This window comes from Devosia sp. (genome assembly GCF_036676215.1).
Taxonomy (GTDB): Bacteria; Pseudomonadota; Alphaproteobacteria; order Rhizobiales; family Devosiaceae; genus Devosia.
Genome location: NZ_JAKFDJ010000231.1, coordinates 1 through 25,606, shown reverse-complemented (window position 1 = coordinate 25,606; position 25,606 = coordinate 1). Strand labels below are relative to the sequence as shown.

General features: G+C 64.0%; 26 protein-coding genes and 1 other annotated feature. Of the genes, 15 read left to right on the top strand and 11 right to left on the bottom strand.

Annotated elements, in window-relative coordinates; translation table 11 throughout:
* Together V6M52_RS19735 and coxB are read right to left on the bottom strand one after the other, a co-directional pair.
* Positions 1-1,196: cbb3-type cytochrome c oxidase subunit I (locus tag V6M52_RS19735; RefSeq protein WP_332702738.1), on the bottom strand; the 1,196-nt coding region annotated here is incomplete at its 3' end.
* A gap of 24 nt (positions 1,197-1,220) precedes the next feature.
* The gene (gene coxB, locus V6M52_RS19730) at positions 1,221-2,135 is read right to left on the bottom strand and encodes a cytochrome c oxidase subunit II (protein WP_332702735.1); all 915 of its coding nucleotides are present in this window, start codon (positions 2,133-2,135) and stop codon (positions 1,221-1,223) included.
* Positions 2,136-2,459: 324 nt separating this feature from the next.
* Between coxB and V6M52_RS19725 the strand changes: the two genes are divergently transcribed.
* Both V6M52_RS19725 and V6M52_RS19720 read left to right on the top strand, forming a co-directional pair.
* The gene (locus V6M52_RS19725) at positions 2,460-2,972 is read left to right on the top strand and encodes an invasion associated locus B family protein (protein ID WP_442881896.1); all 513 of its coding nucleotides are present in this window, start codon (positions 2,460-2,462) and stop codon (positions 2,970-2,972) included.
* 14 nt (positions 2,973-2,986) lie between these two features.
* On the top strand, positions 2,987-3,238 hold the full coding sequence (locus V6M52_RS19720) for a PilZ domain-containing protein (protein ID WP_332688064.1): 252 nt from the start codon (positions 2,987-2,989) through the stop codon (positions 3,236-3,238).
* Positions 3,239-3,412: 174 nt separating this feature from the next.
* On the opposite strand, the gene V6M52_RS19715 is transcribed toward V6M52_RS19720, so the two are convergent.
* On the bottom strand, positions 3,413-3,670 hold the full coding sequence (locus tag V6M52_RS19715) for a hypothetical protein (protein ID WP_332702732.1): 258 nt from the start codon (positions 3,668-3,670) through the stop codon (positions 3,413-3,415).
* A 153-nt stretch (positions 3,671-3,823) separates the two neighbouring features.
* On the opposite strand from V6M52_RS19715, the gene V6M52_RS19710 reads away from it, so the two are divergent.
* From V6M52_RS19710 to V6M52_RS19695, 4 genes are read left to right on the top strand one after another with little or no spacing between them, the layout of a single operon-like run.
* Entirely contained in the window at positions 3,824-4,711 is an 888-nt protein-coding gene (locus tag V6M52_RS19710) for a LysR family transcriptional regulator (protein ID WP_332688066.1), read from the top strand.
* Positions 4,712-4,756: 45 nt separating this feature from the next.
* Positions 4,757-6,370 (top strand): exodeoxyribonuclease VII large subunit, encoded by a 1,614-nt coding sequence (gene xseA / locus V6M52_RS19705; protein ID WP_332702729.1) that lies wholly within the window; start codon positions 4,757-4,759, stop codon positions 6,368-6,370.
* Positions 6,371-6,419: 49 nt separating this feature from the next.
* Positions 6,420-6,641 (top strand): DUF2093 domain-containing protein, encoded by a 222-nt coding sequence (locus V6M52_RS19700; protein WP_056228027.1) that lies wholly within the window; start codon positions 6,420-6,422, stop codon positions 6,639-6,641.
* The gene (locus V6M52_RS19695) at positions 6,641-7,792 is read left to right on the top strand and encodes a hypothetical protein (protein ID WP_332702726.1); all 1,152 of its coding nucleotides are present in this window, start codon (positions 6,641-6,643) and stop codon (positions 7,790-7,792) included. Before V6M52_RS19700 ends, V6M52_RS19695 begins: the two co-directional genes overlap by 1 nt.
* Positions 7,793-7,937: 145 nt before the next feature.
* On the opposite strand, the gene V6M52_RS19690 is transcribed toward V6M52_RS19695, so the two are convergent.
* Positions 7,938-8,180 carry a DUF4170 domain-containing protein gene (locus tag V6M52_RS19690; RefSeq protein ID WP_332688069.1) on the bottom strand — a complete coding sequence of 81 codons (243 nt, stop codon included), beginning with the start codon at positions 8,178-8,180 and terminating at the stop codon, positions 7,938-7,940.
* Positions 8,173-9,036: a 3'(2'),5'-bisphosphate nucleotidase CysQ gene (locus V6M52_RS19685; RefSeq protein WP_332688070.1), complete on the bottom strand. Its 864-nt coding sequence runs from the start codon at positions 9,034-9,036 to the stop codon at positions 8,173-8,175. Before V6M52_RS19685 ends, V6M52_RS19690 begins: the two co-directional genes overlap by 8 nt.
* A 267-nt stretch (positions 9,037-9,303) precedes the next feature.
* Here V6M52_RS19685 and V6M52_RS19680 point away from each other — a divergent pair, with 267 nt between their 5' ends.
* A complete protein-coding gene (locus V6M52_RS19680; RefSeq protein WP_332702723.1) occupies positions 9,304-9,816 on the top strand; it encodes a DUF6101 family protein in 513 nt (170 codons plus the stop codon).
* An 84-nt stretch (positions 9,817-9,900) separates the two neighbouring features.
* Here V6M52_RS19680 and ubiA read toward each other — a convergent pair whose 3' ends face one another.
* Positions 9,901-10,833, bottom strand: a complete 933-nt coding sequence (gene ubiA, locus V6M52_RS19675; protein ID WP_332702720.1) for a 4-hydroxybenzoate octaprenyltransferase — start codon at positions 10,831-10,833, stop codon at positions 9,901-9,903.
* A 196-nt stretch (positions 10,834-11,029) separates the two neighbouring features.
* On the opposite strand from ubiA, the gene V6M52_RS19670 reads away from it, so the two are divergent.
* The 5 genes from V6M52_RS19670 to V6M52_RS19650 all read left to right on the top strand — a co-directional run bounded on the left by V6M52_RS19670 (position 11,030) and on the right by V6M52_RS19650 (position 17,269).
* A complete protein-coding gene (locus tag V6M52_RS19670) occupies positions 11,030-11,770 on the top strand; it encodes a 16S rRNA (uracil(1498)-N(3))-methyltransferase (RefSeq protein WP_332702717.1) in 741 nt (246 codons plus the stop codon).
* A gap of 72 nt (positions 11,771-11,842) precedes the next feature.
* Positions 11,843-13,213 carry a glutamate--cysteine ligase gene (locus V6M52_RS19665; protein WP_332702715.1) on the top strand — a complete coding sequence of 457 codons (1,371 nt, stop codon included), beginning with the start codon at positions 11,843-11,845 and terminating at the stop codon, positions 13,211-13,213.
* A gap of 98 nt (positions 13,214-13,311) precedes the next feature.
* Positions 13,312-14,586, top strand: coding sequence for a phosphoribosylamine--glycine ligase (gene purD / locus V6M52_RS19660; RefSeq protein ID WP_332702712.1), 1,275 nt, complete (start codon positions 13,312-13,314; stop codon positions 14,584-14,586).
* Positions 14,587-14,728: 142 nt separating this feature from the next.
* Entirely contained in the window at positions 14,729-15,601 is an 873-nt protein-coding gene (locus tag V6M52_RS19655) for a patatin-like phospholipase family protein (RefSeq protein ID WP_332688076.1), read from the top strand.
* A 61-nt stretch (positions 15,602-15,662) separates the two neighbouring features.
* Positions 15,663-15,718 (top strand) — a sequence feature (sul1 is cis-regulatory element that is thought to sense ions involved in sulfur or methionine metabolism; They are found in Alphaproteobacteria).
* A gap of 66 nt (positions 15,719-15,784) precedes the next feature.
* Entirely contained in the window at positions 15,785-17,269 is a 1,485-nt protein-coding gene (locus tag V6M52_RS19650; RefSeq protein ID WP_332702711.1) for a SulP family inorganic anion transporter, read from the top strand.
* A gap of 10 nt (positions 17,270-17,279) precedes the next feature.
* On the opposite strand, the gene V6M52_RS19645 is transcribed toward V6M52_RS19650, so the two are convergent.
* Positions 17,280-17,726, bottom strand: a complete 447-nt coding sequence (locus tag V6M52_RS19645; protein ID WP_332702709.1) for a nucleoside deaminase — start codon at positions 17,724-17,726, stop codon at positions 17,280-17,282.
* 344 nt (positions 17,727-18,070) lie between these two features.
* Here V6M52_RS19645 and mutL point away from each other — a divergent pair, with 344 nt between their 5' ends.
* The 3 genes from mutL (at position 18,071) to V6M52_RS19630 (ending at position 20,525) form a co-directional block, all read left to right on the top strand.
* Positions 18,071-19,861, top strand: a complete 1,791-nt coding sequence (gene mutL / locus V6M52_RS19640) for a DNA mismatch repair endonuclease MutL (protein WP_332702706.1) — start codon at positions 18,071-18,073, stop codon at positions 19,859-19,861.
* 64 nt (positions 19,862-19,925) lie between these two features.
* Positions 19,926-20,207: a type II toxin-antitoxin system RelE/ParE family toxin gene (locus V6M52_RS19635; RefSeq protein ID WP_332702703.1), complete on the top strand. Its 282-nt coding sequence runs from the start codon at positions 19,926-19,928 to the stop codon at positions 20,205-20,207.
* Positions 20,208-20,219: 12 nt separating this feature from the next.
* The gene (locus V6M52_RS19630; protein ID WP_442881895.1) at positions 20,220-20,525 is read left to right on the top strand and encodes a HigA family addiction module antitoxin; all 306 of its coding nucleotides are present in this window, start codon (positions 20,220-20,222) and stop codon (positions 20,523-20,525) included.
* 3 nt (positions 20,526-20,528) lie between these two features.
* On the opposite strand, the gene edd is transcribed toward V6M52_RS19630, so the two are convergent.
* The 4 genes from edd to V6M52_RS19610 form a co-directional block, all read right to left on the bottom strand.
* On the bottom strand, positions 20,529-22,343 hold the full coding sequence (gene edd, locus V6M52_RS19625) for a phosphogluconate dehydratase (protein WP_332702700.1): 1,815 nt from the start codon (positions 22,341-22,343) through the stop codon (positions 20,529-20,531).
* A 125-nt stretch (positions 22,344-22,468) separates the two neighbouring features.
* Positions 22,469-23,176, bottom strand: a complete 708-nt coding sequence (pgl, locus tag V6M52_RS19620; RefSeq protein ID WP_332702698.1) for a 6-phosphogluconolactonase — start codon at positions 23,174-23,176, stop codon at positions 22,469-22,471.
* Positions 23,177-24,658: a glucose-6-phosphate dehydrogenase gene (zwf, locus tag V6M52_RS19615; protein WP_332690723.1), complete on the bottom strand. Its 1,482-nt coding sequence runs from the start codon at positions 24,656-24,658 to the stop codon at positions 23,177-23,179.
* 30 nt (positions 24,659-24,688) lie between these two features.
* A partial coding sequence (locus V6M52_RS19610; RefSeq protein WP_332702696.1) for a BadF/BadG/BcrA/BcrD ATPase family protein occupies positions 24,689-25,606 on the bottom strand: 918 nt, incomplete at its 5' end.

The window sequence follows — 25,606 nt, the reverse complement described above, 5'->3', positions numbered from 1 at the left end:
GTCACACCACCGACGGTGAACAGGAAGATGAAGCCGATGGCCCAGAGCATGGGCGATTTGAAGGTGATGGAGCCGCCCCACATGGTGGCGATCCAGCTGAAGATCTTCACGCCCGTCGGCACCGCGATGACCATGGTGGCGGCCACGAAATAGCGCTGCACATCAAGGCTGAGGCCCGTGGTGTACATATGGTGCGCCCACACGACAAAACCGACGAAGCCAATGGCGACCATGGCATAGGCCATGGCCAAGTAGCCGAACACCGGCTTGCGGCTGAAGGTCGAGACGATGTGGCTGATGATGCCGAAGCCCGGCAGGATCATGATGTAGACTTCGGGGTGGCCGAAGAACCAGAACAGATGCTGGAACAGGATCGGATCGCCGCCCTCGGCCGGCTTGAAAAAGGCCGTGCCGAAATTGCGGTCGGTCAGCAGCATGGTGATGGCGCCGGCCAGCACCGGCAGAGCCAGCAGCAGCAGGAAGGCAGTCACCAGCACCGACCAGGCAAACAGCGGCATCTTGTGCAGCGTCATGCCCGGAGCGCGCATGTTGAAGATGGTGGTGATCAGGTTGATGGCGCCCAGGATCGAGGACACACCCGCCACGTGCAGCGACAGGATGGCGAAATCCATGGCCGGGCCCGGGTGACCGGTGGTGGAGAGCGGCGGATAGACGGTCCAGCCGCCACCAAAGCCGAGCGCGCCGGGGCCGGTGCCTTCGAAGAACAGGCTCATCAGCAGCAGGATGAAGGCCGGCGGCAACAGCCAGAAGGCGATGTTGTTGATGCGCGGGAAGGCCGTGTCGGGGGCACCGATCATCAGCGGAGCGAAGTAGTTGGCAAAGCCGCCCATGGTGGCGGGCATGACCACGAAGAACACCATGATCAGCGCATGCGCTGAGGTGAACACATTATACATGTGCTTGCCGGCGTCGAGCGCCTCGCCGCCTTCCACACCATAGACCATGGAGGCCAGGCCATGGAAAATCTGGATGCCCGGCTCCTGCAACTCCATGCGCATCACGCCGGACAGCAACCCACCCAGGATCCCCGCGACGATCGCGAAGATCAGGTACATCACGCCGATGTCCTTGTGGTTGGTCGAGTAGACCCAACGGCGCCAGCCGGTCGGTTCATGGTGCGACGCGGCGTCGTGTCCGGTCGCGTGGGCTTCGAGGTGAGCGGTCGTATCGGCCATTAATGTATTCCCTGACCCGTGTTCTTACTGCACTGCCGCAAGCGTGGCAGTGGCGGCGGTGTAGTCACCGCCCTCGAAAGCCGCCATGTAGGCTGCGAATTCTTCCTTGGTGACGACGCGCACAGCAATCGGCATGAACGCATGGTCCTTGCCGCAGAGTTCCGAGCATTGCCCGTAGAACAGGCCGGTCTCACGCGCGTTGAACCATGTTTCGTTGAGACGGCCCGGAACGGCATCGATCTTGATGCCGAAGGACGGCACGGCGAAAGCGTGGATCACGCCAAGCGGATCGGCCGTCACCTGCAGGCGCACGGTGGTATCGACCGGCACGACCAGCTCATTGTCCACCGCAAGCAGGCGCGGCTGGCTTGGCTTGGAGGCATTGCGATCGTCCTCGTTCAGCATGATCGAGGTCAGGCCCAGGCCCTGATCGACATATTCATAGTCCCAGTACCACTGCTGGCCGGTCGCCTTGATGGTCAATTCTGGCGCCGGAACCTCGACTTCACCGAACGAGAAGATGTTGGAGCCAAGATATTTGCGCTCGCCATCGGGCGTGGTGAGCTGGTCGCTCAGGACGCCGAAGGACGGGATGGCGATCACGATCAGTATGACGATGGGCAGCACCGTCCAGACCACTTCAACCAGCGTATTGTGGGTGAAGGCTGCAGGGACCGGGTTGCGCTTGGCATTGTAGCGGATCGCAATCCACACCAGCAGCGCCAGCACGAAGACCACGATCAGGCTGATGGTCCACATCAGGATGCCGTCATGGAAAGCCACGATGGAATCCATGATCGGGGTGACCGACGGCTGCAGGTGATACTGGCCCGGAACAGGATGGCCGGTGGCGTTTTCCTGCGCCGTGGCCAGAGCGGGGACCAGCGCCATTGCGGCTGCCGAAAGAGCCCCCATCTTTCTGAAGAACTGCCCGGTCACCTAAACCCCCTATCGACTTCAATTGGTGCATCCACACCGGGATTGAGGGGCAAAAACAGCGGCATAGCATACGCCGCCCCGACTCAACCTCGGAGCGCAAAACTCGGCCTTGACCTAAATCACATCGGAAACGCCAAGTCCATTGCAGCAAGGGGCGGCGCGGCTGCGTCATATTGCGCGACAAATGGACGAAGACGCCTCACCCTCGCCGCACTTTGGCGACCATATCCCTAGCAATTCCGGGCCTTGGTTGACTTGGCTCCCTGCCTGTCGGAAACAGACGAAGGCTCGCGCGGGCGCGCGATTCGTCGGGAGAGTTGTAGAGTGAAGCGGATTGTGAAGCGTCGTCTGGTTGGTCTGGGCCTTGCGCTGGTGGCGGCGGCAGCCGCCGCGGGTGCCACCTTGGGCCAGGGCGTGGTACGCGCCCAGTATGGCGACTGGCAGATGAGCTGCGACACGCCCCCGGGTGCCAGCTTCGAGCAATGCGCCATTATCCAGAACGTGATGGCCGAGGATCAGCCCAATGTAGGCCTCTCCGTCATCGTGCTGCGCACCGCCGATCGCGAGGCGCGCCTGCTGCGCGTGCTGGCGCCGCTCGGCGTGCTGCTGCCCAATGGTCTGGGGCTCAATGTCGATGGCGAGGATATGGGGCGCGTCGCGTTCGTGCGCTGCCTGCCCAATGGCTGCGTCGCCGAAGTCGTGCTCGACGACAGCCTGATCGAAACGCTGTCGACTGGCACCAACGCTATTTTTGTGGTGTTCAAGACGCCCGAAGAGGGCATCGGCATTCCGGTGTCGCTGAACGGCTTCGAGGACGGTTTCGCCCAACTCCCCTGAACAAGGAGTCCAGCATGACAGAAGAGAAGCGCGCGTCTCCCCGCCAACGTACGCTCAAGGGCGGACGCATCGTCATCAATGACGGCTTTTCGACCTTCCAGTGCACGGTGCGCAACCTGTCCGAGTCCGGTGCGCGGCTCAAGGTCGCCAGCATCATCGGCATTCCCGACAGTTTCCAGCTGGCCATGGATGACGGGCGCAAATTCGTCTGTACCGTGGTGTGGCGCACCGAGACGGAAATCGGCGTCGTCTTTACCCAGGCCTGATCAAAAAAGGCCGGACAGATGCCAAGGCACCGGTCCGGCAAGTCATCAGGAAACGGGACCGGCGGCAAAACCGGCCCGGGAGATGGCACGAGCGCTCGTAACGAAGTGTCCGTACCAACAGGGGTGCGCCGGCTGGAGGTCAAAGCCGGCGCAAACTTTTATGGAAGCGTCCGATCAGGTCCGCGCGTTGCGGCTGCGGGCAGCGTTGAGCGTAGGGCCGGCGTGAGCGGGCGCCGCAAGGGCAGCCATAACGTCGTGGCGCGAAATACCCAGGTCGCTGAGGCGGGCGTGATCGAGTTCCAGCAAGGCCGACAACGCAACCCGGCGGGTACGTGCGGCCTGTGCCTTGGCGATCCAGCGCGCGAGTGCGACAAACGGATTGGCAGGCGAGGCGGCCGCGAGTGACCGCTCGCCGGAAAGCGAGAGAGCCATTATAGTCTCCAAACATGTGGTTGTGCCGAAGGGAGGTCGGCGGGTCCGGCGCGGGGTCTATTGCGTCGATGATGTTAAGATAACGCTCTGGACATCCATTCGTCTAACAAATAGATTTCATCTGCACTATCAATTTGAGTGATGGACACGACCATGACCGCTCCTCTTGATCTGGATCAGCTACAAAGCTTCTGCGCCATTGCCGATTGCGGCAGTTTCACGGAGGCGGCGCGCCGGGTGAACAAGACCCAGTCCGCCGTCTCGATGCAGATCAAGCGGCTTGAAGAGCGGCTTGGGCAATCGCTGCTGGCGCGAGACGGTCGGGGCGTCACCCTCACCGTACATGGCGACGCCCTTTATGCCCGGGCGCGCAAGATGCTGCGCACCAACGCCGAAATCCTCGACCATTTCTCTGACGGCGATCTCAGCGGCTCCATCCGCTTCGGCGTGCCGGACGATTACGCCGTGCGCCTGCTGCCGGTGATCCTCTCCAGCTTCCAGCGCACGCATCCCAAAATTGCGGTTGATGTGGCCTGCATGGCATCCGAGGAATTGCTGAGCGGCATGCGGGCCGGCCGCTACGACCTGATTGTCTTCACGCAGGGCACCGAGCAGAATTTCGGGGAACTGTTCCGGACTGAAAAGATGTTCTGGGTCGCCTCCCATGGCGGAAGGGCGCTGGCCAGCGAGCCGCTTGCCATTGCCTGCGGGCCGCAATGCTGCATCTGGCGCAAGGATGCGCAGGAAGCGCTGGAGCGTACCGGCAAGGACTACCGAATCGCCTACACGTCCTCGAACGCCACCGCGATTTCCAGTGCCGTGCTCTCGGACCTGGCGGTCGGCTTCCTGCCGGAAAGCGCACTGCAGCCGGGCATGCGCGTGGTCAATGACGATCAGGGCCTGCCGCGCCTCGGCGACGCGCAGATCGCCCTGATGCGCGCCAGCCACGCCTATGGCGGCATCTATGATGCCCTGGCCAACCACATCGTGCAGTCGATGGGCAATCTCGACATCCCGCGCCAGTCCGAGGCGGCGGAGTAGTCCCCGCCCCCTTGACCTCCATCACCCTTTGTCGCACCAGAGGACATGGCCGACGCCCTGACCAATGCCGCCGAATTTACCGTCAGCGAGATCGCCCAGGCGGTCAAGCGCACGGTCGAGGACGAGTTTGGCCATGTGCGGGTGCGCGGCGAGATCTCGGGCTATCGTGGCCAGCATTCCTCGGGCCACGCCTATTTCACCCTCAAGGATGAAAACGCCTCGATCGACGCGGTGGTGTGGAAGGGCAATTTCGCCAAGCTGACCTTCAAGCCGCAAGAGGGCCTGGAGGTGATTGCCACCGGGCGCCTCACCACTTTCCCGCGCTCGTCCAAGTATCAGATCGTCATCGACAATATCGAGCCGGCAGGCGCTGGCGCGCTGATGGCTTTGCTCGAGGAGCGGCGCAAGAAGCTGTTGGCGGAGGGCCTGTTTGCCCGCGAGCGCAAGCGCCCCCTGCCCTATCTGCCGCGCGTCATCGGCGTCATCACCTCGCCCACCGGAGCAGTGATCCGCGATATCCTGCATCGCCTGGCGGACCGCTTTCCCAGCCATGTGCTGGTCTGGCCGGTGCGCGTGCAGGGCGATACCTGCGCGCCCGAGGTAGTCAACGCCATTGAGGGCTTCAATGCCCTCCTGCCCGATGGCCCGATTCCCCGCCCCGACCTGCTGATCGTGGCGCGTGGCGGCGGCTCGATCGAGGATTTGTGGGGCTTCAATGAAGAATCGGTGGTACGCGCCGTCGCCGCCAGCGGCATTCCGATCATTTCCGCCGTGGGCCACGAAACCGATACGACGCTGATCGACTATGTGTCGGACATGCGGGCGCCCACCCCCACTGCTGCGGCAGAAGCCGCCGTGCCGGTACGCGCCGAACTGATTGGCTATCTCGACGACCTGGGCAGTCGCCAACGCCAGGCAGCGCGCCGGCTTGCGGGCAGCGCACGTGACCGGCTGCGGGCCGCTGCCGCCGGATTGCCGCGACCGGCCGATCTGGTCGCCACGCAACGCCAGCGGCTCGACCATGCCGCCAGCAATCTCTTTACCGGCCTGCGCCACTCGGTGCAGGACCATCGGGTGGCGTTCTCGCGGATCGAGTCCAAGCTCAATGCGCGCGTCATCCGCGGCCAGCAGCAGGAAGTGGGCGAGCGCCTGCGCAATCTGTCGCTGCGCGCCGATGCAGGCCTGCGCAAGACGGTGGACCGGGCGCGGTTGACCCATGACCCTCGCGCTGAACGCCTGGCTGCAGCGGCGGGGCGGCTGGTCGAACGCAAGCGCGCGCAGTTCGAGACCATCGGTCCCAAGCTTTCGCCCAATGCCCTGCGGACGGAACTGCGTCATTCGCAGAGCCAGTTCGCCCCGCTCGCGGCCCGGTTGCTCGCCGGCATAACGGTGAGCCTGGGCGAGCGGCGCGCGGCATTGACCCAGTCGGGCAAACTCCTGATGTCGCTGAGCTACAAGAGCGTGCTGGCGCGCGGCTATGCCGTAATCAAGGATGCGGATGGCAATCTGGTGCATGAACGCGCGGGCCTCTTGCCCGGCGACATGGTTGCCATCGAGTTCGCCGATGGTGACGTTTCCGCAACGATTGCTGGCAGTCCGGCCATAAAGAAGAAACCACGCCCTCAACCGGACAGCGATAGTCAGGAAAGTCTCTTTTGATCGGCCCGATTGCCCGCTATATCGGTGCGACGGTTGAAGGACGATCTGAATGAACATCTTCGACAAGGGCTTTGCACCCACCGAAGCGGTAATCCGCTATCTCGATGGCGACTATGTGGTGCTCAAACCCGGCAGTTTCGTGCGCTGCGCCATCACGCAGAAACCAATTCCCCTCGACGAGCTATTCTACTGGAGCGTCGACCGGCAGGAACCCTATGCCGACGCCACCGCCGCCCACACGGCCTTTGAGCGTTTCGGTCGCGGAGCCTGATGGTGGAGGCCGAAGCGTCGGGCGGTCGCCGGTTTTTGTTCGTTTCCAACGGCCATGGCGAAGACAGCATTGCTGCCGCCATCGTCGCCGGCATGCCCAAAGGCATCGAGGTGGAAGCCTATCCGATGATCGGGGCCGGCAATGCCTATGCCGGCGTTTGCCCCCTGGTCGGTCCGCGGGCGACACTGGCCTCCGAGGGCTGGCGCAACGTCAAAGGGTCGCTGCGCCGCGACATCGCCACTGGCGGTCTGAGCACCGTGCCGCCGGCGCTCAGCTTCCTGCGGCGAATCCGCGGCAAGTATGACCGTGTGGTGGTCGTGGGCGACATGGTGGGCGTGCTGGCCTGCCAGGTGACCGGCCACCGCAATCTCCATTATCTCGATGTCTACAAGACCGGCGCGGCGCGGCTTTATTCCGCTCCCGAGCGCTGGGCGATCAAGCGGACATGCAAGACGGTGTTCTGCCGGTCCGATAACCTGGCGCAGTCGCTGACGCAGGTGGGCGTCGATGCACGCTCGGCCGGCAATGTCATGATGGATACCATTCCGCATGGCGGCTACGACGCCTCGACACGGCGCAGCCGGCCGCTGGCGGTGACGCTTCTGCCGGGCAGCCGGGCGCTGACCGCCGAGAGTTTTGCCCTGCAGGTCGAGGCCCTGCGCATGCTTCGCGCAGACCTGCGCCCGGACGTGTTCCTCGCCGTGGCCGGCAGCATCAATGTGGATGATCTGGCCAAAAAGACCGGGCTCAAGCGCACGCCGATGCTCAGCGTCGAGCCATCCGACCTTGGCGAGTTGTCGGATGGCGATCTCACCATCCACATGGCCCGCGGCGGCGCGATGGGCAATCTGCTGGAAACGTCAGACCTGGTGCTGTCGCAGGCGGGCACCGCCACGGTGCAGGCGTTGGGGTTGGGCAAGCCGGTCATCACCTTCGTCAACCCGCGGGACCGCCGCTCCCGCTTCAATGACGAACAGATGCTGTTCGGCGAGGCGCGCACCGTCGTGGCGGCGGAAGCACCGGCAATCGCCACGGCGCTCCGCACCTTGCTCGAGGATGACGAGGAACGCCGGCGCCTGGCCAATATCGGCCGCCAGCGCATTGGCGGCCCGGGGGCCATGGTGGCGATACTGGACGCACTGGTCGCGTAGCCGACTCTTCACCTCTCCCTTTGGGGGAGAGGTCGACCCTCTTGGGTCGGGTGAGGGGGCCTTCCCCACGCACCGGGCCAAGAAAAGCCCCCCTCACCCGGTGCTGTGCGCCGACCTCGCCCCAGGGGAGAGGTGAGAAAGCCCATCAGGCCTTGTGCGTTTCCGGCTCCAGCAGGCGGTGCAGGTGGACGATGAAGTAGCGCGTCTGGGCGCTATCGACCGTCATCTGGGCCTTCTGCTTCCACACCGCATAGGCCGCAGCGTAGTTGGGATAGAGCCCCACGATGTCGACCTTGTCGAGATCGGCGAAGGTCACGCCTTCCAGGCTCGAGAGTTCGCCGCCGATCACGAGATGCAGCAATTGCTTGGTGGGGTCTTCTTTAGCCATCGGTGAGGTCCGTATGTAAAGGAGTGGACAGTTCGTCGCCGCCTGCGTCCAGGGCCGGACAGCCATAGACCTTGATCAGGGCAGCATGAACAAGCGGTTTTAGGCTCATGTCGCTCAGCGCCGCAAGCGCCCCGTGGCGCACATCTCGTTTGTTGAATTGGGGGAACCCGACGCACACATCGGCAAAGCCGATGCCGGATTCCTCAAGGATCAGCGCCGCGGCAGCAATATCCCAATCCTGGCTGCCGCGGCGGGCGACCGCGGCGTCGAGCTTGCCGGTGGCCACCTGCACCAGCCGATAGGCCAGCGAGGGATAGGCCGGACCGCGGGTATATTGGAGCCCTGCTGCCTGCATCTCCTGATGCACGGCGCCTGGCGCCGGGATCAGAGGCGCCGATCCGGCGCGGCGGTTGCGACGGATCGGCTGGCCGTTGAGCCGGGCGCCCTCGCCGCGTGCCGCGTCATACATTTCGTCGCGTACCGGCGCGTAAACCACCCCGGCCACCGGCACGCCGTTTTCAACCACCGCCAGCGAAACAGTCCAGCTGTCCTCGCCGCGCAGGAACCCCCTGGTGCCGTCGATAGGGTCGACCACGAACACGCGCTCGCAATCGAGCCGGCTCGGGTGGTCGACCGTTTCCTCGCTCAGCCAGCCATAGTCGGGCCGCGCATGCAGGAGGGCTGAGGCAAGATAGCGGTCCACCAGGATATCGGCCTCGCTGACCGGGGAGGCATTCTCCTTGTGCCAGCTCTTGACGTCGCGGCGAAAGAAGCTGCTGGCAATGATCCCCGCCGCGACCGCGGAGGAGCGGAGCAGTTCGAGGTCATCGCTGTAAGTGGTTGCAGGAGCGGGCATCGCCGGGCCTTTTAGGCCCGGCACGGGGCTTGGGCAAGGGCCCCGCCGCATGGCGAGGTGGCGTCGGCAAATATGGCAGGGTTAACACCGCGCCACCCAGCTGGGTTAACCGCTCCCTACCCGGTGCAAGACCCTGCTAACCCTCTCGGAAAACAAGATAAACTTAACCGAACGGATTAAGGAGGCAGGTAAGGCGAGGCGCTATGTTGGCCTCATAAAGAGAGCACCAAAAATCAGCTCTCGAAGTTGACAGGAAGGCGAATTCAAATGGTTCATGGTGTCGCGATGGAAGGGACTTCGGTCGTTCTCGCATTCGGCCGCCCCAATGTGGCGGACCGCCGCTTCGTGGCGGCAAACGACAATGGCCCCAAGGACCCCGTCAAGACCGTCACCGTGCGCCGCATGCTCGAACAGAGCGGTGTGGCGATCAAGATCAAGGTGCCGGTTACCGAATTCATCGGCGTCGCCGTTGCGACCCAGATTTCCGAGGCAGGCGTGCTGACCAGTTCGATCGAGCTGGTCCACTCCGACAGCGAGTTGAACTATCGCGTGTTCGAGGAAGAGGGCAATCACAACGTCGTCGCCGAGTGGCAGAACTGGGGCAAGAAGCTCCGCCTGCCGCTGTTCATCAAGGCCGGCGACGGCGCCTACATGCCCTATAGCCAGCAGGTCGATGGCGTGACGGTCGGCAATTCGCAATCGCGCCGCAAGCTGGTGGCCGAAGCCAACCGCCGCCCGCGCTTCCTCAACCGCCGCAAGCCGGGTCACCCCGACGCATAAGTTTACTGCTCTCCAAAGCACGTCCTGGGGGTTGACCGGTGGTGCGGTCAGCCCTTTTGGCGTTTTGGGGGGTAACTAGCAGTCTCACCACACCCACTCGGCCAGCAGCGCCAGTGCCAGGATGATCCCGACATACTTGTTGCTGTCGAAGCGAAACCGGGGATTGTCCGGCTGTTCCGCATCGACCGTCCAGACCTGCCAGGCGAGCAGGGCCGCCGCTGCCAGCGATAATGCAGCAAATACGATCCCGCCTCCGACCAGCAGAGCCGCTGCCATCCAGAGCAGGTACGCCCCGGTATAGAGCACCGCCACCACGGGTCGCACATGGTCCCCGAACAGGCGCGCGGTGGATTTGACGCCGATCAGCGCATCATCCTCGATGTCCTGCAATGCGTAGAGCGTGTCGTAGCCGATGACCCAGAGAATCGTGCCGCAATAGAGCAGCAGTGCCGGCATGGCCAGGCTGGCAGTCTGGCTGCTCCAGCCCACGAGGGCTCCATAGGAAAAGGCGAGGCCCAGGAAGGCCTGCGGCCACCAGGTAACGCGCTTCATGAAGGGATAGATTGCCACCAGCACCAGCGAGGCCACGCCGGCCCAGACGGTGAAGCGGTTGAACTGGAAGAGAATGACCGAAGCCAGCAGGGCCTGGGCGACAAGAAAGGCGAACGCGTCGCGTGCGGTGACAGCCCCCGAGGGAATCGGCCGCGAGCGGGTGCGCGCCACTTTGTCATCAATGTCGCGGTCGACAATGTCGTTGAAGGTACAGCCGGCGCCGCGCATCAGGATGGCCCCGGCCAGCATCAATATGGCGGCCCACCAGTCAAAACCGAGATCCGGGCTGGCCACTGCCGCCAGCGCCAGTCCCCAGACGCAGGGCCAGAACAGCAGCCAGAAGCCGATCGGCCGGTCCCAGCGGGCCAGCCGCGCGTAGGGCTTGAGCCAGGCAGGAGCGTAGCGGTCGACCCAGTTGCCGGATTGGGCATCGGCGACGGCGTCGGGTTGGTTTGTGTCTGACATGGCGTTGCCTTTCCACGCGCTCCGCGTCCCCCCTCTCCCCCTGTGGGAGAGGGCCTGATTTTCTGCGTTCAGCAGAAAATCAGGGGTGAGGGGTTCTCTCCACGCATACAGCGTTTATGGTGACGCCCGAAACCCCTCATCCGCCCCTTCGGGGCACCTTCTCCCACAAGGGGAGAAGGGAAAGTGCCCAATATCTATGCCCCGTACCCACGCCGCCCTGCCCCGTCTCTATGTCGAACCCGACCTCGTAGCGGGCGGGAGCCTAACCCTGGGCAAGGAGCAGTCGCTTTATCTTGCGGCCGTGTTGCGCAAGACCGTCGGCGATGAAGTCGTGCTGTTCAATGGCCGCCATGGCGCCTGGCTCGCCCGGCTAACCAGTGATTCCAAGAAGTCGGTGGCGCTGGAGCCTATGGAGCAGATCGCGGCACAAACCCCGCCTTCCGATCTCTGGTACGGCTTTGCACCGCTCAAGACCGAGCGGCTGGACTATGTGATCCAGAAGGCCGTGGAAATGGGCGCCGGCACCATCCAGCCGGTGATTACCCGCTTCACCCAGGTCAACCGGCTCAAGCATGAGCGGCTGGTTGCCAATGCCATCGAGGCGGCCGAGCAATGCGAAGTGCTGAGCGTTCCGGTGGTCGAAGCCGAGACGACGCTGGAGCGACTCATCGATACCTGGCCGGCCGATCGCCGGCTTGTCCTCGCCGATGAAGGCGAAGCCTCGGCCTCCCCGGTCGACGTGCTGGGCACCCTCAAGGGGCAGAAGGTCGGCATCCTGATCGGGCCGGAAGGCGGATTTTCGGACGACGAGCGGACCAAATTGCGTGCCCTGCCCTATGTCGTGCCCATCAGCCTCGGTCCGCGCATCCTGCGGGCGGACACGGCGGCGGTCGCCGCGCTAGCGGTGATTCAGGCAATCATCGGTGATTGGCGATAAAAGCCGATTGCATTCGGCTTGTGCAACGCTATGTTCCGGCCAACATTGAACCCTCACGTCAGAGGACTGCTTATGGCCGGCGTCGCCTCCTACTCACCCCTTATCGAATCGCGGGCCGACCTGATCGAGGCCATGGCGCGGGGGTGCAAGCCCGAGAGCGATTGGCGGATCGGCACCGAACACGAAAAGCATGTGTTCCACACCAATCCGCTGCGCCCGGTGACCTATGAGGGGCCCAACGGCATCCACGCCTTGCTCGACGGCATCCAGGCGGAAACCGGCTGGCACCCGTTCTATGATGGCGAAAACCCCATCGGCCTGCGCAATGACGAGATCGCCGGCGGCATTTCGCTGGAGCCGGGCGGGCAATTCGAACTCTCGGGCTCGCCACAGGTGGACCTGCATGGCACCGCGGCCGAACTGGCCGAGCATATGCGCGTCACCAAAAAGGTCGCCGCGCCGCTCGATATCCACTTCCTTGGCCTCGGCGTGACCCCGATCTGGTCGGTCGACGAAATCCCGGCCATGCCCAAATCCCGCTACGGCATCATGAAGCCCTATATGGAAAAGGTCGGCACCCTCGGCACTTCCATGATGTTCCGCTCCTGCACGGTGCAGGCCAATCTCGATTTTTCGAGCGAAGCCGACATGGTCAAGAAGCTCCGCGTCTCGGTCGCGCTGCAGCCGGTGGCCACCGCGCTCTTCGCCAATTCGCCTTTCGCCGATGGGCGCGACACCGGCTATCTCAGCTATCGCAGCCATATCTGGCTCAATACCGACGATGACCGCACCGGCTTGCTGCCCTTCGCCTTCGACGAGGGCTTCGGCTTCGAGCAATATGCCGACTATGCGCTTGATGTGCCGATGTATTTCGTCATCCGCGACGGGCAGTATGTCAACGTGGCCGGCGAGAGCTTCCGGGCCTTCCTCAAGGGCGAACTGCCCCAGCTTCCGGGCGAAAGGCCCACGATCAAGGATTGGGAAGACCATCTCTCGACCATCTTCCCGGAAGTGCGGCTCAAGCAGTTCCTCGAGATGCGCGGCGCCGATATGGGCGACGAAAAGTCGGTGGTGGCGCTGTCGGCCTTCTGGACCGGCCTGCTCTATGACGAAGTATCGCTGGAAGCGGCCTATGAGCTGATCGAGCCCTGGACGCGTGAGGAGCGCGAGCATCAGCGCCGCGAGGTGCCCCGGCTGGGGCTGATGACCCCGCATGACCGCTCCAATCTCTATGACGTCGCCGCCCAGGCCGTCGGCATTGCCGAGGCGGGCCTGGTCCGCCGTGGCCGCCGCAATGCCGAGGGCAGGGACGAAACCATCCACCTGGCCCCGCTCGAAGAAACCATCCGCCACGCCAAGTCGCCCGCCGAACGCTGGCTCGACAAGTTCCGCGGCGAATGGGAAGGCGATGTGAGCAGGATTTTCAAAGAAGCCGAGATGTAGCAGGGTTTCTTCCCTCTCCCCTTGAGGGAGAGGGAAGAAACCCTTGCCACCCCCGCCCCGCTGGTGCATCACGCGCACAACAGCGACGGGGGCAATCCATGCGGGTATTGGTGATCGGTTCGGGCGGGCGCGAGCATGCCTTGGCGTGGAAGATCGCCCAGTCGCCACTGCTGACCAAGCTCTTCATCGCTCCCGGCAATGGCGGCACCGGCGCGGTCGCCGAAAATGTCGCGATCGACATCACTGACCACAAGGCGGTGACCGACTTCTGCCTGTCCCAGGCGATCGACTTCGTCGTCGTCGGTCCCGATGCGCAAGTGGTGGCCGGGCTGGGCGACGATGTGCGCGCCGCGGGGATCACCTGCTTCTGCCCCAGCAAGGCCGCTGGCCAGCTCGAAGGCTCCAAGGGCTTTACGAAGGCGCTGTGCGACGAGATGGATATCCCCACCGCCGCCTATGGGCGCTTCGACAGTGAAGCGGCGGCGCTGGCCTATCTCTACGTGCAGGGCGCGCCGATCGTGATCAAGGCCGATGGCCTGGCCGCCGGCAAGGGTGTCACCGTAGCGATGACCGTCGAGGAGGCCGAGGCGGCCATCGTTGACTGCTTCGCGGGCAGCTTTGGCGCCTCGGGCGCCGAGGTTGTCATCGAGGAATTCATGGAAGGCGAGGAGGTGAGCCTCTTCGTACTCTGCGACGGCGCGGACATCCTGCCGCTGACCACGGCACAGGACCACAAGCGCGCCTTTGACGACGATACGGGCCCCAATACCGGTGGCATGGGCGCCTATTCCCCTGCCCCGGTGATGACCCGCGAGATCTATGAGGACGTGCTCGAACGGGTGATCTGGCCGACGGTCAAGGGCCTCGCCGCCCGCGGCACCCCCTATCAGGGCGTGCTCTATGCCGGGCTGATGCTCACACCCGATGGACCCAAGCTGGTGGAATACAATGCCCGGTTCGGCGACCCCGAAACGCAGGTGATGATGCTTCGCATGGAGAGCGACCTGCTGCCGCTGCTGCATGCCACCGCCACAGGCACGCTTTCGGGCCATAACGCGCAGTGGAAAGATCAGTACGCGTTGACAGTCATCATGGCGACCGAGGGCTATCCGGGCTCTTATGGCAAAGGCTCAGAAATCAAGGGCGCCGAAGGCATCGACAGCGATACGATTCATGTCTTCCACGCCGGAACGCGCCGCGACGGCGAACGTTTACTAGCTGCCGGCGGCCGCGTTCTGAACATCACCGCTCTGGGCGAAACCGTGAAAGAGGCACAGGAACGTGCTTACGCAGGCGTGGACCAGATTGTTTGGCCAGAAGGCTTTTTCCGCCGAGACATCGGTTGGCGCGAAATCGCCCGCGCCGAATCTTGAACCCTTCCTAAACCCGACTGGCCTATTCTACCGCAAGACCGTCTTTGATAAGACGCCGCTCAATCGCCCACTGACCCCGCTGCAACGGCGCGGCCAGGCGCTCGCCGATGGGCTGCGCAGCCAGGGCAAGGAGCGGGGAAGTATGAGTACGGCATCGGGACCTCGAATTGGCGTGGCACTGGGCGGAGGGTCCGCGCGCGGCCTGACCCATATTCCCTATATCGAGGCCATGGACGAGCTCGGCCTCAAGCCGTCAGTGATTTCGGGAACCTCGATCGGCGCGCTGATCGGCGCCGGCTGGGCCGCAGGCATGAGCGGCAAGGAACTCCGCGAGCATTCCTACGAGGTGCTGGGCACCATGCGCACCATTGCCACCAGGCTCTGGGCCACCCAGATTCGCGGCATCAGCGGCATTCTCAAGAACGGCATCTCGATGCAGCTCGATGCCACCAGCATTGTCGACGCCTTCATCCCCCCCAATTTCCCGATCGAGTTCAAGGACCTCAAGGTGCCGCTCTATGTGGTGGCGACCGATTTCCAATCCTGGCATCAGGTGGTGTTCAATACGGGCCTGCTGCGCCCGGCCATTGCCGGCTCCATCGCCATTCCGAGCCTGTTCAAGCCCGTGGTCTATGCCAACCATATCCTGGTCGATGGCGGCGTGGTCAACCCGCTGCCGCTCGACCAGGCCGATATCGGCACCGACTTTCTCATCGGTATCGATGTCAACGGCGATCCCTCGGAGGGCATCGCCAAGACCGACCACAAGGCGCTCGATATCTGGTTCGGCTCGGCCCAGATCATGATGCATTCGCTCACCGCGCATATGATGGCGGCCTATCCGCCCGACATGTATATCCGCCCGCATGTCGCCAATTTCGGCGCACTCGAATTCTGGCGGGTGCGGGAGATCATGGCCCATGCCGAGGTCGAAAAGGAGCGCTTCAAGCGCATCCTGGCGCAAAAGATCGAGGACTATGTCGCCGACCGTGTTCCGGTGATCGACAGCAACTAGTCCGGCAAGACCCGCGCCGGCTTGCATTTGCCTGCGGATGCGGGCAAAACGGCGCCATTCAATCGGACCCGGTGCAAATCCGGGTGGCTCTTCTGGCCGCCAATCCGCCAGACAATCCAGTAGAAACCGCCCCATTTGCCGGTCGCCAATAGCGACCTGGTCATCGTGCTGTCTGGACCTAACATGACCTTTGTCGAAAATTTCCGCCGCGACTGGCTTTCCAATATTCGCGGCGACGTCCTCGCCGGCATCGTCGTCGCCCTGGCGCTCATTCCCGAAGCCATCGGCTTTTCCATCATTGCCGGAGTCGATCCCAAGGTCGGCCTCTATGCCTCGGTCATCATAGCGATCGTTATTTCCATCGCCGGCGGCCGGCCGGCCATGATCTCGGCCGCCACGGCCGCCACGGCGGTGCTGATGGGCAGTCTGGTGCGCGAGCATGGGCTCGACTATCTGCTGGCCGCCACCGTCCTTGCCGGCATTATCCAGGTCGGAGCAGGCCTCGCCCGGGTCGGCACCATCATGCGGTTCGTCTCCCGGTCGGTGCTGACCGGCTTTGTCAACGCGCTCGCCATCCTGATCTTCATGGCGCAGCTGCCCGAGCTGACCGGCGTCACCTGGCAGACCTATGCGATGATCGCGGGGGGTCTGGCCATCATCTACCTGTTCCCGCGGCTCACCAAAACCATCCCATCGCCCCTGGTCTGCATCCTCGTGCTGACCGGCATTTCGCTCTTGCTGCGGACCGATGTGCGCACCGTTGCCGACCTGGGCGAGCTGCCATCAAGCCTGCCCAGCCTGCTGCTGCCGAACGTGCCGTTCAACCTCGAAACGCTCTGGATCATCCTGCCCTATTCCATCGGCGTCGCCGCCGTCGGGCTGCTGGAAAGCCTGCTCACTGCCTCGATCGTCGATCAGATGACCGATACCGGCAGCGACAAGAACCGCGAATCCATCGGCCAGGGCATTGCCAATTTCATCACCGGCTTTTTCGGCGGCATGGCGGGCTGCGCTATGATCGGCCAGTCGGTCATCAATGTGAAATCGGGCGGCCGCACGCGCTTGTCCACCTTCACCGCCGGCGCCTTCCTGCTCTTCCTGCTGATGGTATTGGGTGACTGGGTCGGCCTGATCCCGATGCCGGCGCTGGTCGCCATCATGATCATGGTGTCGATCGGCACCTTCAGCTGGACCTCGCTCAACGACCTGCGCAAACATCCGCGCCGGTCGAGCCTGGTCATGCTCGCCACCGTCATCACGGTGGTCGGCACCCACAACCTGGCGCTTGGCGTCGGCGTGGGGGTGCTGCTCTCGGGCATCTTCTTTGCCTGGAAGGTGTCGCAGATCTTCCGCGTCACCTCGGTGCTGACCGCCGACGGCAAGGAACGTGACTACCTCATCGAAGGCCAGTTGTTCTTCGCTTCGGCGGAGGACTTCCTCAACGCCATGGACTTCAAGGAACAGCTGGAGCGCGTTCGCATCGATGTGAGCAACGCCCATATCTGGGACCTGACTGGCGTCAATGCCGTGGACATGGCGGTGCTGAAGTTCCGCCGGGCCGGCGCCGAAGTGGAACTGGTCGGCATGAACGAGGCCAGCGCCACCATCATGGACAAGCTCGCCGTGCATGACCAACCCGGCGCGCTGGAGCGCATGCTGGGGCACTAGGCCCGACTGGCTAGCGCAATGCCCGGAAAAAATCCCGCAGCATGGCCTCTGCCCGCCCTTCGCCGAGGCCGCCGATCACCTCGGGCCGGTGGTGGCAGGTCGGCTGCTCGAACAGCCGCACGCCGTTCTCCACCGCGCCGGCCTTGATATCCTCGGCAGCGAAATAGACCCGCCGCAGCCGCACATGCGCAATCGCCCCCGCACACATGGCGCAGGGTTCGAGCGTCACATAGAGGTCGCAGCCATCGAGGCGGCCGCTGCCGCGCTTTTCGAGCGCCGTGCGGATGGCGAGCATTTCGGCATGGGCAGTGGGATCATTCAGCGCCTTCATGCGGTTGCGCTCGGCGGCAAGGACAACCTCGCCTTCCATGATCACCGCCCCCACCGGCGCTTCGCCATAGGTGGCCGCTTCTTCGGCGAGCGACAGGGCGAGGTCCATGGGGGATTGGCTGGGCATGAGGGAGGTGTATCTCCCCGTGCGGACACAGATCAAGGCCGTGCGGGTCGGTCTGCTCGACTAGCCGCACATCGTGCCCAGCCATCACCCCCTCCTAGCCTCCCCCATCAAGGGGGAGGTATAGGCCGGTGGTCGTGGCGACATCGCGCTTCAAGAGTGGAGCGGCACCTCCCCCTTGATGGGGGAGGCCGGGAGGGGGTGATGGGAGCCCCGATCCATCGTTCATCGCCCTCCCCTCAAGGGCGAGGGGCTTTAGCTCTTCGCCCGAATTGTCGTGCGCAGTCCGCAAACGGGTCGGAAACCGCGCCGCCCTGCCCTATATTCTCCCTTCAGGAGAATCGCCCTTGCCCATCCGCCAGTTGCCCGAAGATCTGATCAACCGCATCGCCGCCGGCGAGGTGGTGGAGCGGCCCGCCAGCGTGGTCAAGGAGCTGGTGGAAAACGCCATCGATGCCGGCGCCAGCCGGATCGTCATCACCACCGCGGCGGGCGGCAAGGGGTTGATGCGCATCGAGGATGATGGTCACGGCATGGACCGGGCCGATCTGCTGCTCTCGGTGGAGCGGCATGCCACCTCCAAGCTCTCGGAAGACGAGTTGGACGATATCCGCACGCTGGGCTTCCGGGGCGAGGCGCTGGCCTCGATCGGCTCGGTGGCCGAGCTTTCCATCGCCTCGCGCACCGCCAATGCGGAAAGCGGATTACGGCTCGAAGTGCGCAGCGGCGTCCGCTCCGGGCCGGTGCCGCTGGCGATGAACCGGGGCACCATTGTCGAGGTGCGTAACCTCTTCGCCAATGTGCCGGCGCGGCTCAAATTTCTCAAGACCGACCGGGCCGAGGCAGCCGCCATCACCGACGTGGTCAAGCGCCTCGCCATGGCCAATCCGGCGGTGCATTTTCTGCTCAATGGCACGGATCGCTCGCCCTCAAACTGGCCCGCCGTCACCGGCACGGGCGCGCTGGAGGCGCGGCTGGGCCAGGTGATGGGCGATGATTTCGCGCAGAATGCGGTGCGGCTGGCGAGCAGCCGGCATGGCGTGGTGGTCGCGGGCCTCGCCGGGCTGCCGACCTATACGCGGGCCAATTCGCTCAGCCAGTTCTACTTCGTCAATGGCCGCTCGGTGCGCGACAAGGTGCTGGTCGGCGCTATCCGCGCGGCCTATGCCGACTATACCTTCCGCGACCGCTTTCCGGTGGTGGCGCTCTATATCGCCGTCGATCCGGGCGAGGTGGACGTCAATGTGCATCCGGCGAAGGCCGAACTGCGCTTTCGCGATGCCGGCGCCGTGCGCAGCGCGGTGATCCGTGCCATCGGTGAAGCGCTGACGGCAGCGGGCTTCAAGGCCTCCGATACCGTGGCCGACGACGTGTTGGGCGCCTTCACCGCGCCGGCCTATGAAACCACCGCGTCGCAGACCATATCGACGACGGCACCGATGGCCCGCAGCTATGACCAGCCTCGCCATATCGAGCCGGCCGCCTTCGCGCGTTTCGACGGCTTCACCGAGCCCAGCGCCCGCATCGAGGCCGAGCCCGCACCGGCACTGGCGGAATATCCCCTGGGCACGGCGCGAGCGCAGATGTTCGACAATTTCATCATCGCCCAGAACGGCGAGGGCCTGCTGCTGGTGGACCAGCACGCCGCCCATGAGCGGCTGGTCTATGAGCGGTTCAAGGCGCAACTGGCCTCCGGCCCGGTGCCCAGCCAGAGCCAGCTCATCCCGGTGGTGATCGAACTTCCCGAGGAAGACTGCGCCCGGCTCGAAGAGGCCGCACCGGAGCTTGAGCGCTTCGGCCTCTATCTCGAACGGTTCGGCCCATGCGCCGTCGCCGTGCGCGAGACCCCGGCTCTATTGGGCAATTCCGACATCGATGGCCTCGTGCGCGACGTGGCTGATGGCCTCGCCGAATGGGATTCCATCGCCGCCGTCAGCGACCGCATGGAAGCCATCATTGCCCGCATGGCCTGCCACGGCTCGGTCCGCTCCGGCCGGCGCCTCAGGGTCGACGAAATGAACGCCCTCCTCCGCGACATGGAAGCAACGCCCCATTCCGGCCAATGCATCCACGGCCGCCCGACCTATGTGGAGCTCAAGAAGAAGGACATCGAGCGGCTGTTTGGGCGCAGTCGCTAGACGTATCATTGGTTGATACGTTTTTCTTGACACCTATCAGCGTATCAACTACTGATACGTGCGGATGATCGGATCGTTCAAAGGCAAGTTTGCGGAGCACATAGCGCAGGGCAAAAGCCCGAAGGGCTTTGCTCCGGATTTGCTACGTCCTGCCCAACGAAAATTGGCGGCACTCATGTCGGCTATGGAACTTGCCGATCTGCGCGTTCCGCCGGGTAATCGCCTGGAAGCCCTGTCCGGCAACCGCGAAGGGCAGAACTCGATCCGCATCAACGATCAATGGCGCATCTGCTTTCGCTGGGTCGACGGCCGAGCGGAAGATGTTGAGATCGTGGACTATCACTGAAGGAGAATGACCATGGCCATCAGGATCACACCGCCGGTCCATCCAGGCGAGTATCTTCGGGAAGAGTTGCTGGAGCCGCTAAGCCTGACGCCCTATGCGCTTGCCGCCCGCTTGGGTGTACCACGCACGCGGATCGAGCGGCTCGTTCGCGAGGAGACGGGCGTCACGCCCGACACCGCGCTTCGGCTCGGGCGGTTTTTTTCTATGACGCCGGAGTTCTGGGTCAACATGCAGGGGCTGTATGACCTGACATTGGCCGAGGTGGCCGCAGAGGATTCACTTCGATCCATAGAGCCCATCGCGCTCCCTGCTGCCTAGCCGCTACTGAAACACGCTCGCGCCCTTGTCGGCCACGCCGACCAGGTTCCTGAACCCGGCAAACAGCTCGCGGCCCATGCCGTAGTGTTGGCTGCGCAGGTCCTCTGTTGCCGGCGTGCGCGAGCGGAATTCCTTTTCGTCGCCGAGGAAGGTCAGCGTGCCTTCATTGGCGTCGAGGCGGATCATGTCGCCGTCGCGCAGCTTGCTGATCGGGCCGCCATCGACGGCCTCGGGGGTCATGTGGATCGCCGCCGGCACCTTGCCGGAAGCGCCGGACATGCGGCCGTCGGTCAGCAGCGCCACCTTGAAGCCGCGGTCCTGCAGCACGCCGAGCGCCGGGGTGAGCTTGTGCAGTTCGGGCATGCCCAGCGCGCGCGGGCCGGAGAAGCGGACGACGGCGATCATGTCGCCATTGAGTTCGCCCGCCTTGAATGCAGCCTGCAGGCCTTCCTGGCCATGGAATACCTTGGCCGGAGCCTCGATGACGCGATGCTCGGGCTTGACGGCCGAGACCTTGATGACCGACCGGCCGAGATTGCCGGTGAGGAGCTTCAGCCCCCCGGTAGGCGAGAACGGCGTTGCCACCTTGGTCAGCACCTTGGGCAAGGCCGATTCCTTGGGCGAGGCTTCGAAGGTCAGCTTCTCCTCGATCAGCTTGGCCTCGACGGTGTAGTTGGACAGGCCATCGCCCCAGACGGTCTTGACGTCCTCGTGCAGATGGCCGCTTTCCAGCAGTTCCTGGATCAGGAAACCCATGCCGCCAGCGGCGTGGAAGTGGTTCACGTCGGCCACGCCATTGGGATAGACGCGGGCCAGCAGCGGCGTCGCGTCGGAAAGATCGCTCATGTCGTCCCAGGTCACCTGCAGGCCGGCAGCGGCGGCGATGGCGATCAGGTGCATGGTGTGGTTGGTCGAGCCGCCGGTGGCATGCAGGCCCACCAGACCGTTGACGATGGCCTTCTCGTCGATGATGTGACCGGCCGGCGTATAGTTGTTGCCAAGCGCCGTCAGCGACAGCGCGCGCACGGTAGCTTCCCTGGTCAGCGCATCGCGCAAAGGCGTGCCCGGATTGACGAAGCTGGCGCCCGGCAGGTGCAGGCCCATGATCTCCATCAGCATCTGGTTGGAATTGGCGGTGCCGTAGAAGGTGCAGGTGCCGGCAGAATGGTAGGACTTGCTCTCGGCTTCGAGCAGTTCGGCCCGGCCGACCTTGCCCTCCATATAGAGCTGGCGGACCTTGCTCTTTTCGTCATTGGGAATGCCCGAGGGCATCGGCCCGGCGGGCACGAAGACGGCCGGCAGGTGGCCGAAGGTCAGCGCGCCGATCAGCAGGCCCGGCACGATCTTGTCGCAGATGCCGAGGTAAACCGCGGCGTCGAACATGTTGTGGCTGAGCGAGATGGCCGTCGCCATGGCGATGACGTCGCGGGAAAACAGGCTCAGGTCCATGCCCGGCTGGCCCTGGGTGACGCCGTCGCACATGGCCGGCACACCGCCGGCAACCTGCGCCGTGGCGCCGATGGCGCGGGCGGCTTCCTTGATGATGTCGGGATAGAATTGGTAGGGCTGGTGGGCACTCAGCATGTCGTTATAGCTGGTGACAATGCCCAGATTCAGCGTCTTGTTGCCGGCCAGCGCGGCCTTCTCCGAAGGCGTGCAGGCGGCAAAGGCATGGGCGAGGTTGCCGCAGGAGAGCACGGCGCGATTGACGCCGGCTTCGCGTGCGGCATCGAGACGGCCCAGATAATCGCGACGGCTGTCGCGGCTGCGCGCCGCGATGCGATCGGTAACATCCTGGATGGCCTGACGGACAGACATAGCGAGCTCCTAACTTTGCAGTTGTCGCGCTCTCGAACCGGAAAAGTGGCAGACACTTTTCGGAAAAGAACGCTCGGCTGGAGCCCTTCGTGGCCTAGGCGGTCAATTGGGGACCGCGAAGGGGACTATGGGCACCAGTAGACAGTTACAGCATGGCCGGACCGCAAGACGGCACGGATGGGCATGTCCTCAGTCGGACCCTCGCCCAAAGCCGTGTCGAGAACGGCGGCCTTTTCCTCCCCTTCAATATGAAGGTATAGCCCATCCGTGCGGAGGAGGCGCGGAAGGGTAAAGGTTATGCGCGGTTCGCCCGCTCCCGGCGCGCGAATGGCCAGGGTCGGACCCTCGGCGGTCAGCGCCTCGGCCAGCGTATCGCCACCTGGGAAGAACGAAGCGGTGTGCCCGTCATTGCCCATGCCGAGCACGACCGCCGCGAACTGTTCGGGCAATCCGGCCAGCAAGGCATTGGTCTTGGCGACGCCCGTCGCGTCCGGTTCGTCGCCGCCCGAATAGAGCGGGAAGAAGCGGGCCGTCGCGGCCGGGCCCTGCAGCATGCGTTCATTGACCAGCAGCGCATTGGAGCGGTCGCTGGTCTCGTCGACCCAGCGTTCGTCGACCAACGTGACGATGACCTTGGACCAGTCGATGTCCTTGGTCTTGCCCAGCGACTGGAAGAAGCGCGCGGGCGTAGAGCCGCCGCTCACCGCAATTGCCGCCTCGCCGCGCTCGGCGATCGCCGCGCGAATGCGATCGGCAACGGCCTCGGCCAATTCCATGGCCAGGGTCGCCTTGTCGGCAAAGCTGCGGCGATCGAGCTCGGCGTGCTGGGTCATCTAGTTGTCGTCCTCGTGCCAGGTGCGGCCGTCGCGCTCGATCAGCGCAATGGCGCTGCTCGGCCCCCAGGTGCCGGCCACGTAGGTCTGCGGCGCCTCCGTCGAGCGATCCCAGGCCTGGCGGATCGGATCGACCCATTTCCATGCGGCCTCGAGTTCGTCGCGGCGCATGAACAGGGTCTGGTTGCCGCGAACGATGTCGAGCAGCAGGCGCTCATAGGCTTCCGGTGTGCGTTCGGAGAACGTCTGGGCGAAGCTGAGGTTCAATGGCACCTCGCGCAGGCGCATGCCGCCCGGGCCGGGGTCCTTGATCATCATCATCAGCTTGACGCCCTCATCGGGCTGCAGGCGGAGGATGAGCTTATTGGCCTTGGGTGCGCCTTCGGCGTGGTCGAAGATGGAATGCGGGATCGGCTTGAACTGGATGCAGATTTCCGAGGCCCGGCTGGCCATGCGCTTGCCGGTGCGGAAATAGAACGGCACGCCCGACCAGCGCCAGTTCTCGATTTCGGCCTTGAGGGCCACGAAGGTTTCGGTGCGGCTGCCCTTCTTGTCCTCGGGCAGTTCTTCCTGGTAGCCGGCTACCGAAGTGGTCTCGGATTTGACGCCCTTATACTGGCCCCGCACGGTGTTCCTGGCGATATCGCCATTGACGATGGGCTTGAGCGCGCGCAGCACCTTGAGCTTCTCGTCGCGCAGCGCGTCGGCATCGTCGGATGCCGGCGGCTCCATGGCCACGAGGCACAGCAGCTGCAGCATATGGTTCTGGACCATGTCGCGCAGCGCGCCGGATTCGTCATAGTAGCCGCGCGTGCCGGCACCGACCGATTCAGCCACGGTGAGCTGGACATGGTCGATATGGGCCGAATTCCAGATCGGCTCGAACAGGGCATTGGCAAAGCGCAGGGCCAGAAGGTTCTGCACGGTCTCTTTGCCGAGATAGTGGTCGATACGATAGACCTGATCTTCCTTGAAGATCTTGGCCACGCCGTCATTGATCTCCATCGAGGAGGCAAGATCGTGGCCCAGCGGCTTCTCGATCACCACGCGGGCATCGCGGCGATAAAGCTTCTTTTTGGCCAGGTATTCGGCGATCGGCTCGAACAGGTCGGGCGCCACCGCCAGATAGAAGGCGCGGACGATCTTGGGATCGTCGCGCAGGGCCTTGCCGAGATCGCCGGAGGCTTCCGGATTGCTGGCATCGACCGCCACATAGGAGAAGATCTTGATGAAACGGTCGATGACCTTTTCGTCCTGATATTCCTTCTCGACATACTGGGCAATGGCGTCGCGCGCCACCTTCTGAAAATCAGCGTCGCTGAGTTTGGAGCGCGAAGCGCCGATAATGCGGCATTCCTCGTCAAACTGGCCGTCCTTGAAACGATGGTAGAGTGCGGGGATAAGCTTGCGCTTGGTCAGGTCACCCGTGGCGCCGAACACCACATAGTCGAAAGCCTGGACAGGAATGATACGGCTGGACACTAGGCTAGTCCTCTGAGGAAGGGGCGAGGTTCAGGCAGGAAAATTCTGCTTGGCGAGGATGACTGCGCCATGCAGCGGTTCGTATTGCGGCAGGGCTACGAAATTACCGTAGCGCCGTTGCAGAATGGGAAACAGGCGCGCGCCAAAGCCGCCCACAATGGCCATGACATGGGCATTGTGGGCCTGGAACCAGCGCACATAGGTGTCGATATAGCCCAGCTCGATTTCCATCATCTTGTGGGCGACGGCGTCGCCCTTGTCGTAATGGTCGAAAAACAGCGGCATCAGCTTGCCGTATTCGGCCGGGGCGCGACCGATAAGGGCATCGTCGCAGCCTTCGGTGCCGTCGCGGCTGATGACCTTGAGGTCCATGGCGGTGGCGAAAGACCAGGTCATGGCAGACTGGTTGTCGCCACCCAGGGCAGCAATCACCGCCTTGGTCAGCGGCGAGGCTTCGACGAGGCCATCCTCGGCCTCGACTGAATAACGCGCCAGCTCGCGACCCAGAATGGCGCCACTCATCTGGTCGCCGATCTGGAAACCCCAGCCGCCCGCCTGATGCCGCTTGCTATCGACGATGGACATGGCGGCCGAGCCGGTGCCGACGATGATGACGCCGCCCTCGCCGCCGCCCAGGGCGCCGGCATGGGCAATATCGATATCGTCATAGACCTTGACGCCGGCAAAGGGCCAGGGCCGCGCGGCGAACTCGGCACGGGCGGTATCCATGCGACCGCCAGCCATGCCGAAGCAGGCATAGGTGTCGGCGGTGGCGGAATAATCGAGGCCCGCTGCTCTGAACACATCGCGCGTGCCGTCGCTGATCGCCTTGTAGGCCGGATCGCCCGCATCGATCTGCAGATTGGAGCGGCCGTTCTTGACTGCGGCGAGCGTCACGAGATTCTCGTCGGCCAGGCGCACGCGGCAATTGGTGCCGCCGCCATCAAC

Bases quoted from the DNA above. Each gene is read 5' to 3' on its own strand.
- V6M52_RS19720 (WP_332688064.1), top strand. From the start codon at position 2,987: ATGACAGAAGAGAAGCGCGCGTCTCCCCGCCAACGTACGCTCAAGGGC.
- V6M52_RS19715 (WP_332702732.1), bottom strand. From the start codon at position 3,670: ATGGCTCTCTCGCTTTCCGGCGAGCGGTCACTCGCGGCCGCCTCGCCT.
- V6M52_RS19710 (WP_332688066.1), top strand. From the start codon at position 3,824: ATGACCGCTCCTCTTGATCTGGATCAGCTACAAAGCTTCTGCGCCATT.
- xseA (WP_332702729.1), top strand. From the start codon at position 4,757: ATGGCCGACGCCCTGACCAATGCCGCCGAATTTACCGTCAGCGAGATC.
- V6M52_RS19700 (WP_056228027.1), top strand. From the start codon at position 6,420: ATGAACATCTTCGACAAGGGCTTTGCACCCACCGAAGCGGTAATCCGC.
- V6M52_RS19695 (WP_332702726.1), top strand. From the start codon at position 6,641: ATGGTGGAGGCCGAAGCGTCGGGCGGTCGCCGGTTTTTGTTCGTTTCC.
- V6M52_RS19690 (WP_332688069.1), bottom strand. From the start codon at position 8,180: ATGGCTAAAGAAGACCCCACCAAGCAATTGCTGCATCTCGTGATCGGC.
- V6M52_RS19685 (WP_332688070.1), bottom strand. From the start codon at position 9,036: ATGCCCGCTCCTGCAACCACTTACAGCGATGACCTCGAACTGCTCCGC.
- V6M52_RS19680 (WP_332702723.1), top strand. From the start codon at position 9,304: ATGGTTCATGGTGTCGCGATGGAAGGGACTTCGGTCGTTCTCGCATTC.
- ubiA (WP_332702720.1), bottom strand. From the start codon at position 10,833: ATGTCAGACACAAACCAACCCGACGCCGTCGCCGATGCCCAATCCGGC.
- V6M52_RS19670 (WP_332702717.1), top strand. From the start codon at position 11,030: ATGCCCCGTACCCACGCCGCCCTGCCCCGTCTCTATGTCGAACCCGAC.
- V6M52_RS19665 (WP_332702715.1), top strand. From the start codon at position 11,843: ATGGCCGGCGTCGCCTCCTACTCACCCCTTATCGAATCGCGGGCCGAC.
- purD (WP_332702712.1), top strand. From the start codon at position 13,312: ATGCGGGTATTGGTGATCGGTTCGGGCGGGCGCGAGCATGCCTTGGCG.
- V6M52_RS19655 (WP_332688076.1), top strand. From the start codon at position 14,729: ATGAGTACGGCATCGGGACCTCGAATTGGCGTGGCACTGGGCGGAGGG.
- V6M52_RS19650 (WP_332702711.1), top strand. From the start codon at position 15,785: ATGACCTTTGTCGAAAATTTCCGCCGCGACTGGCTTTCCAATATTCGC.
- V6M52_RS19645 (WP_332702709.1), bottom strand. From the start codon at position 17,726: ATGCCCAGCCAATCCCCCATGGACCTCGCCCTGTCGCTCGCCGAAGAA.
- V6M52_RS19635 (WP_332702703.1), top strand. From the start codon at position 19,926: ATGATCGGATCGTTCAAAGGCAAGTTTGCGGAGCACATAGCGCAGGGC.
- V6M52_RS19630 (WP_442881895.1), top strand. From the start codon at position 20,220: ATGGCCATCAGGATCACACCGCCGGTCCATCCAGGCGAGTATCTTCGG.
- edd (WP_332702700.1), bottom strand. From the start codon at position 22,343: ATGTCTGTCCGTCAGGCCATCCAGGATGTTACCGATCGCATCGCGGCG.
- pgl (WP_332702698.1), bottom strand. From the start codon at position 23,176: ATGACCCAGCACGCCGAGCTCGATCGCCGCAGCTTTGCCGACAAGGCG.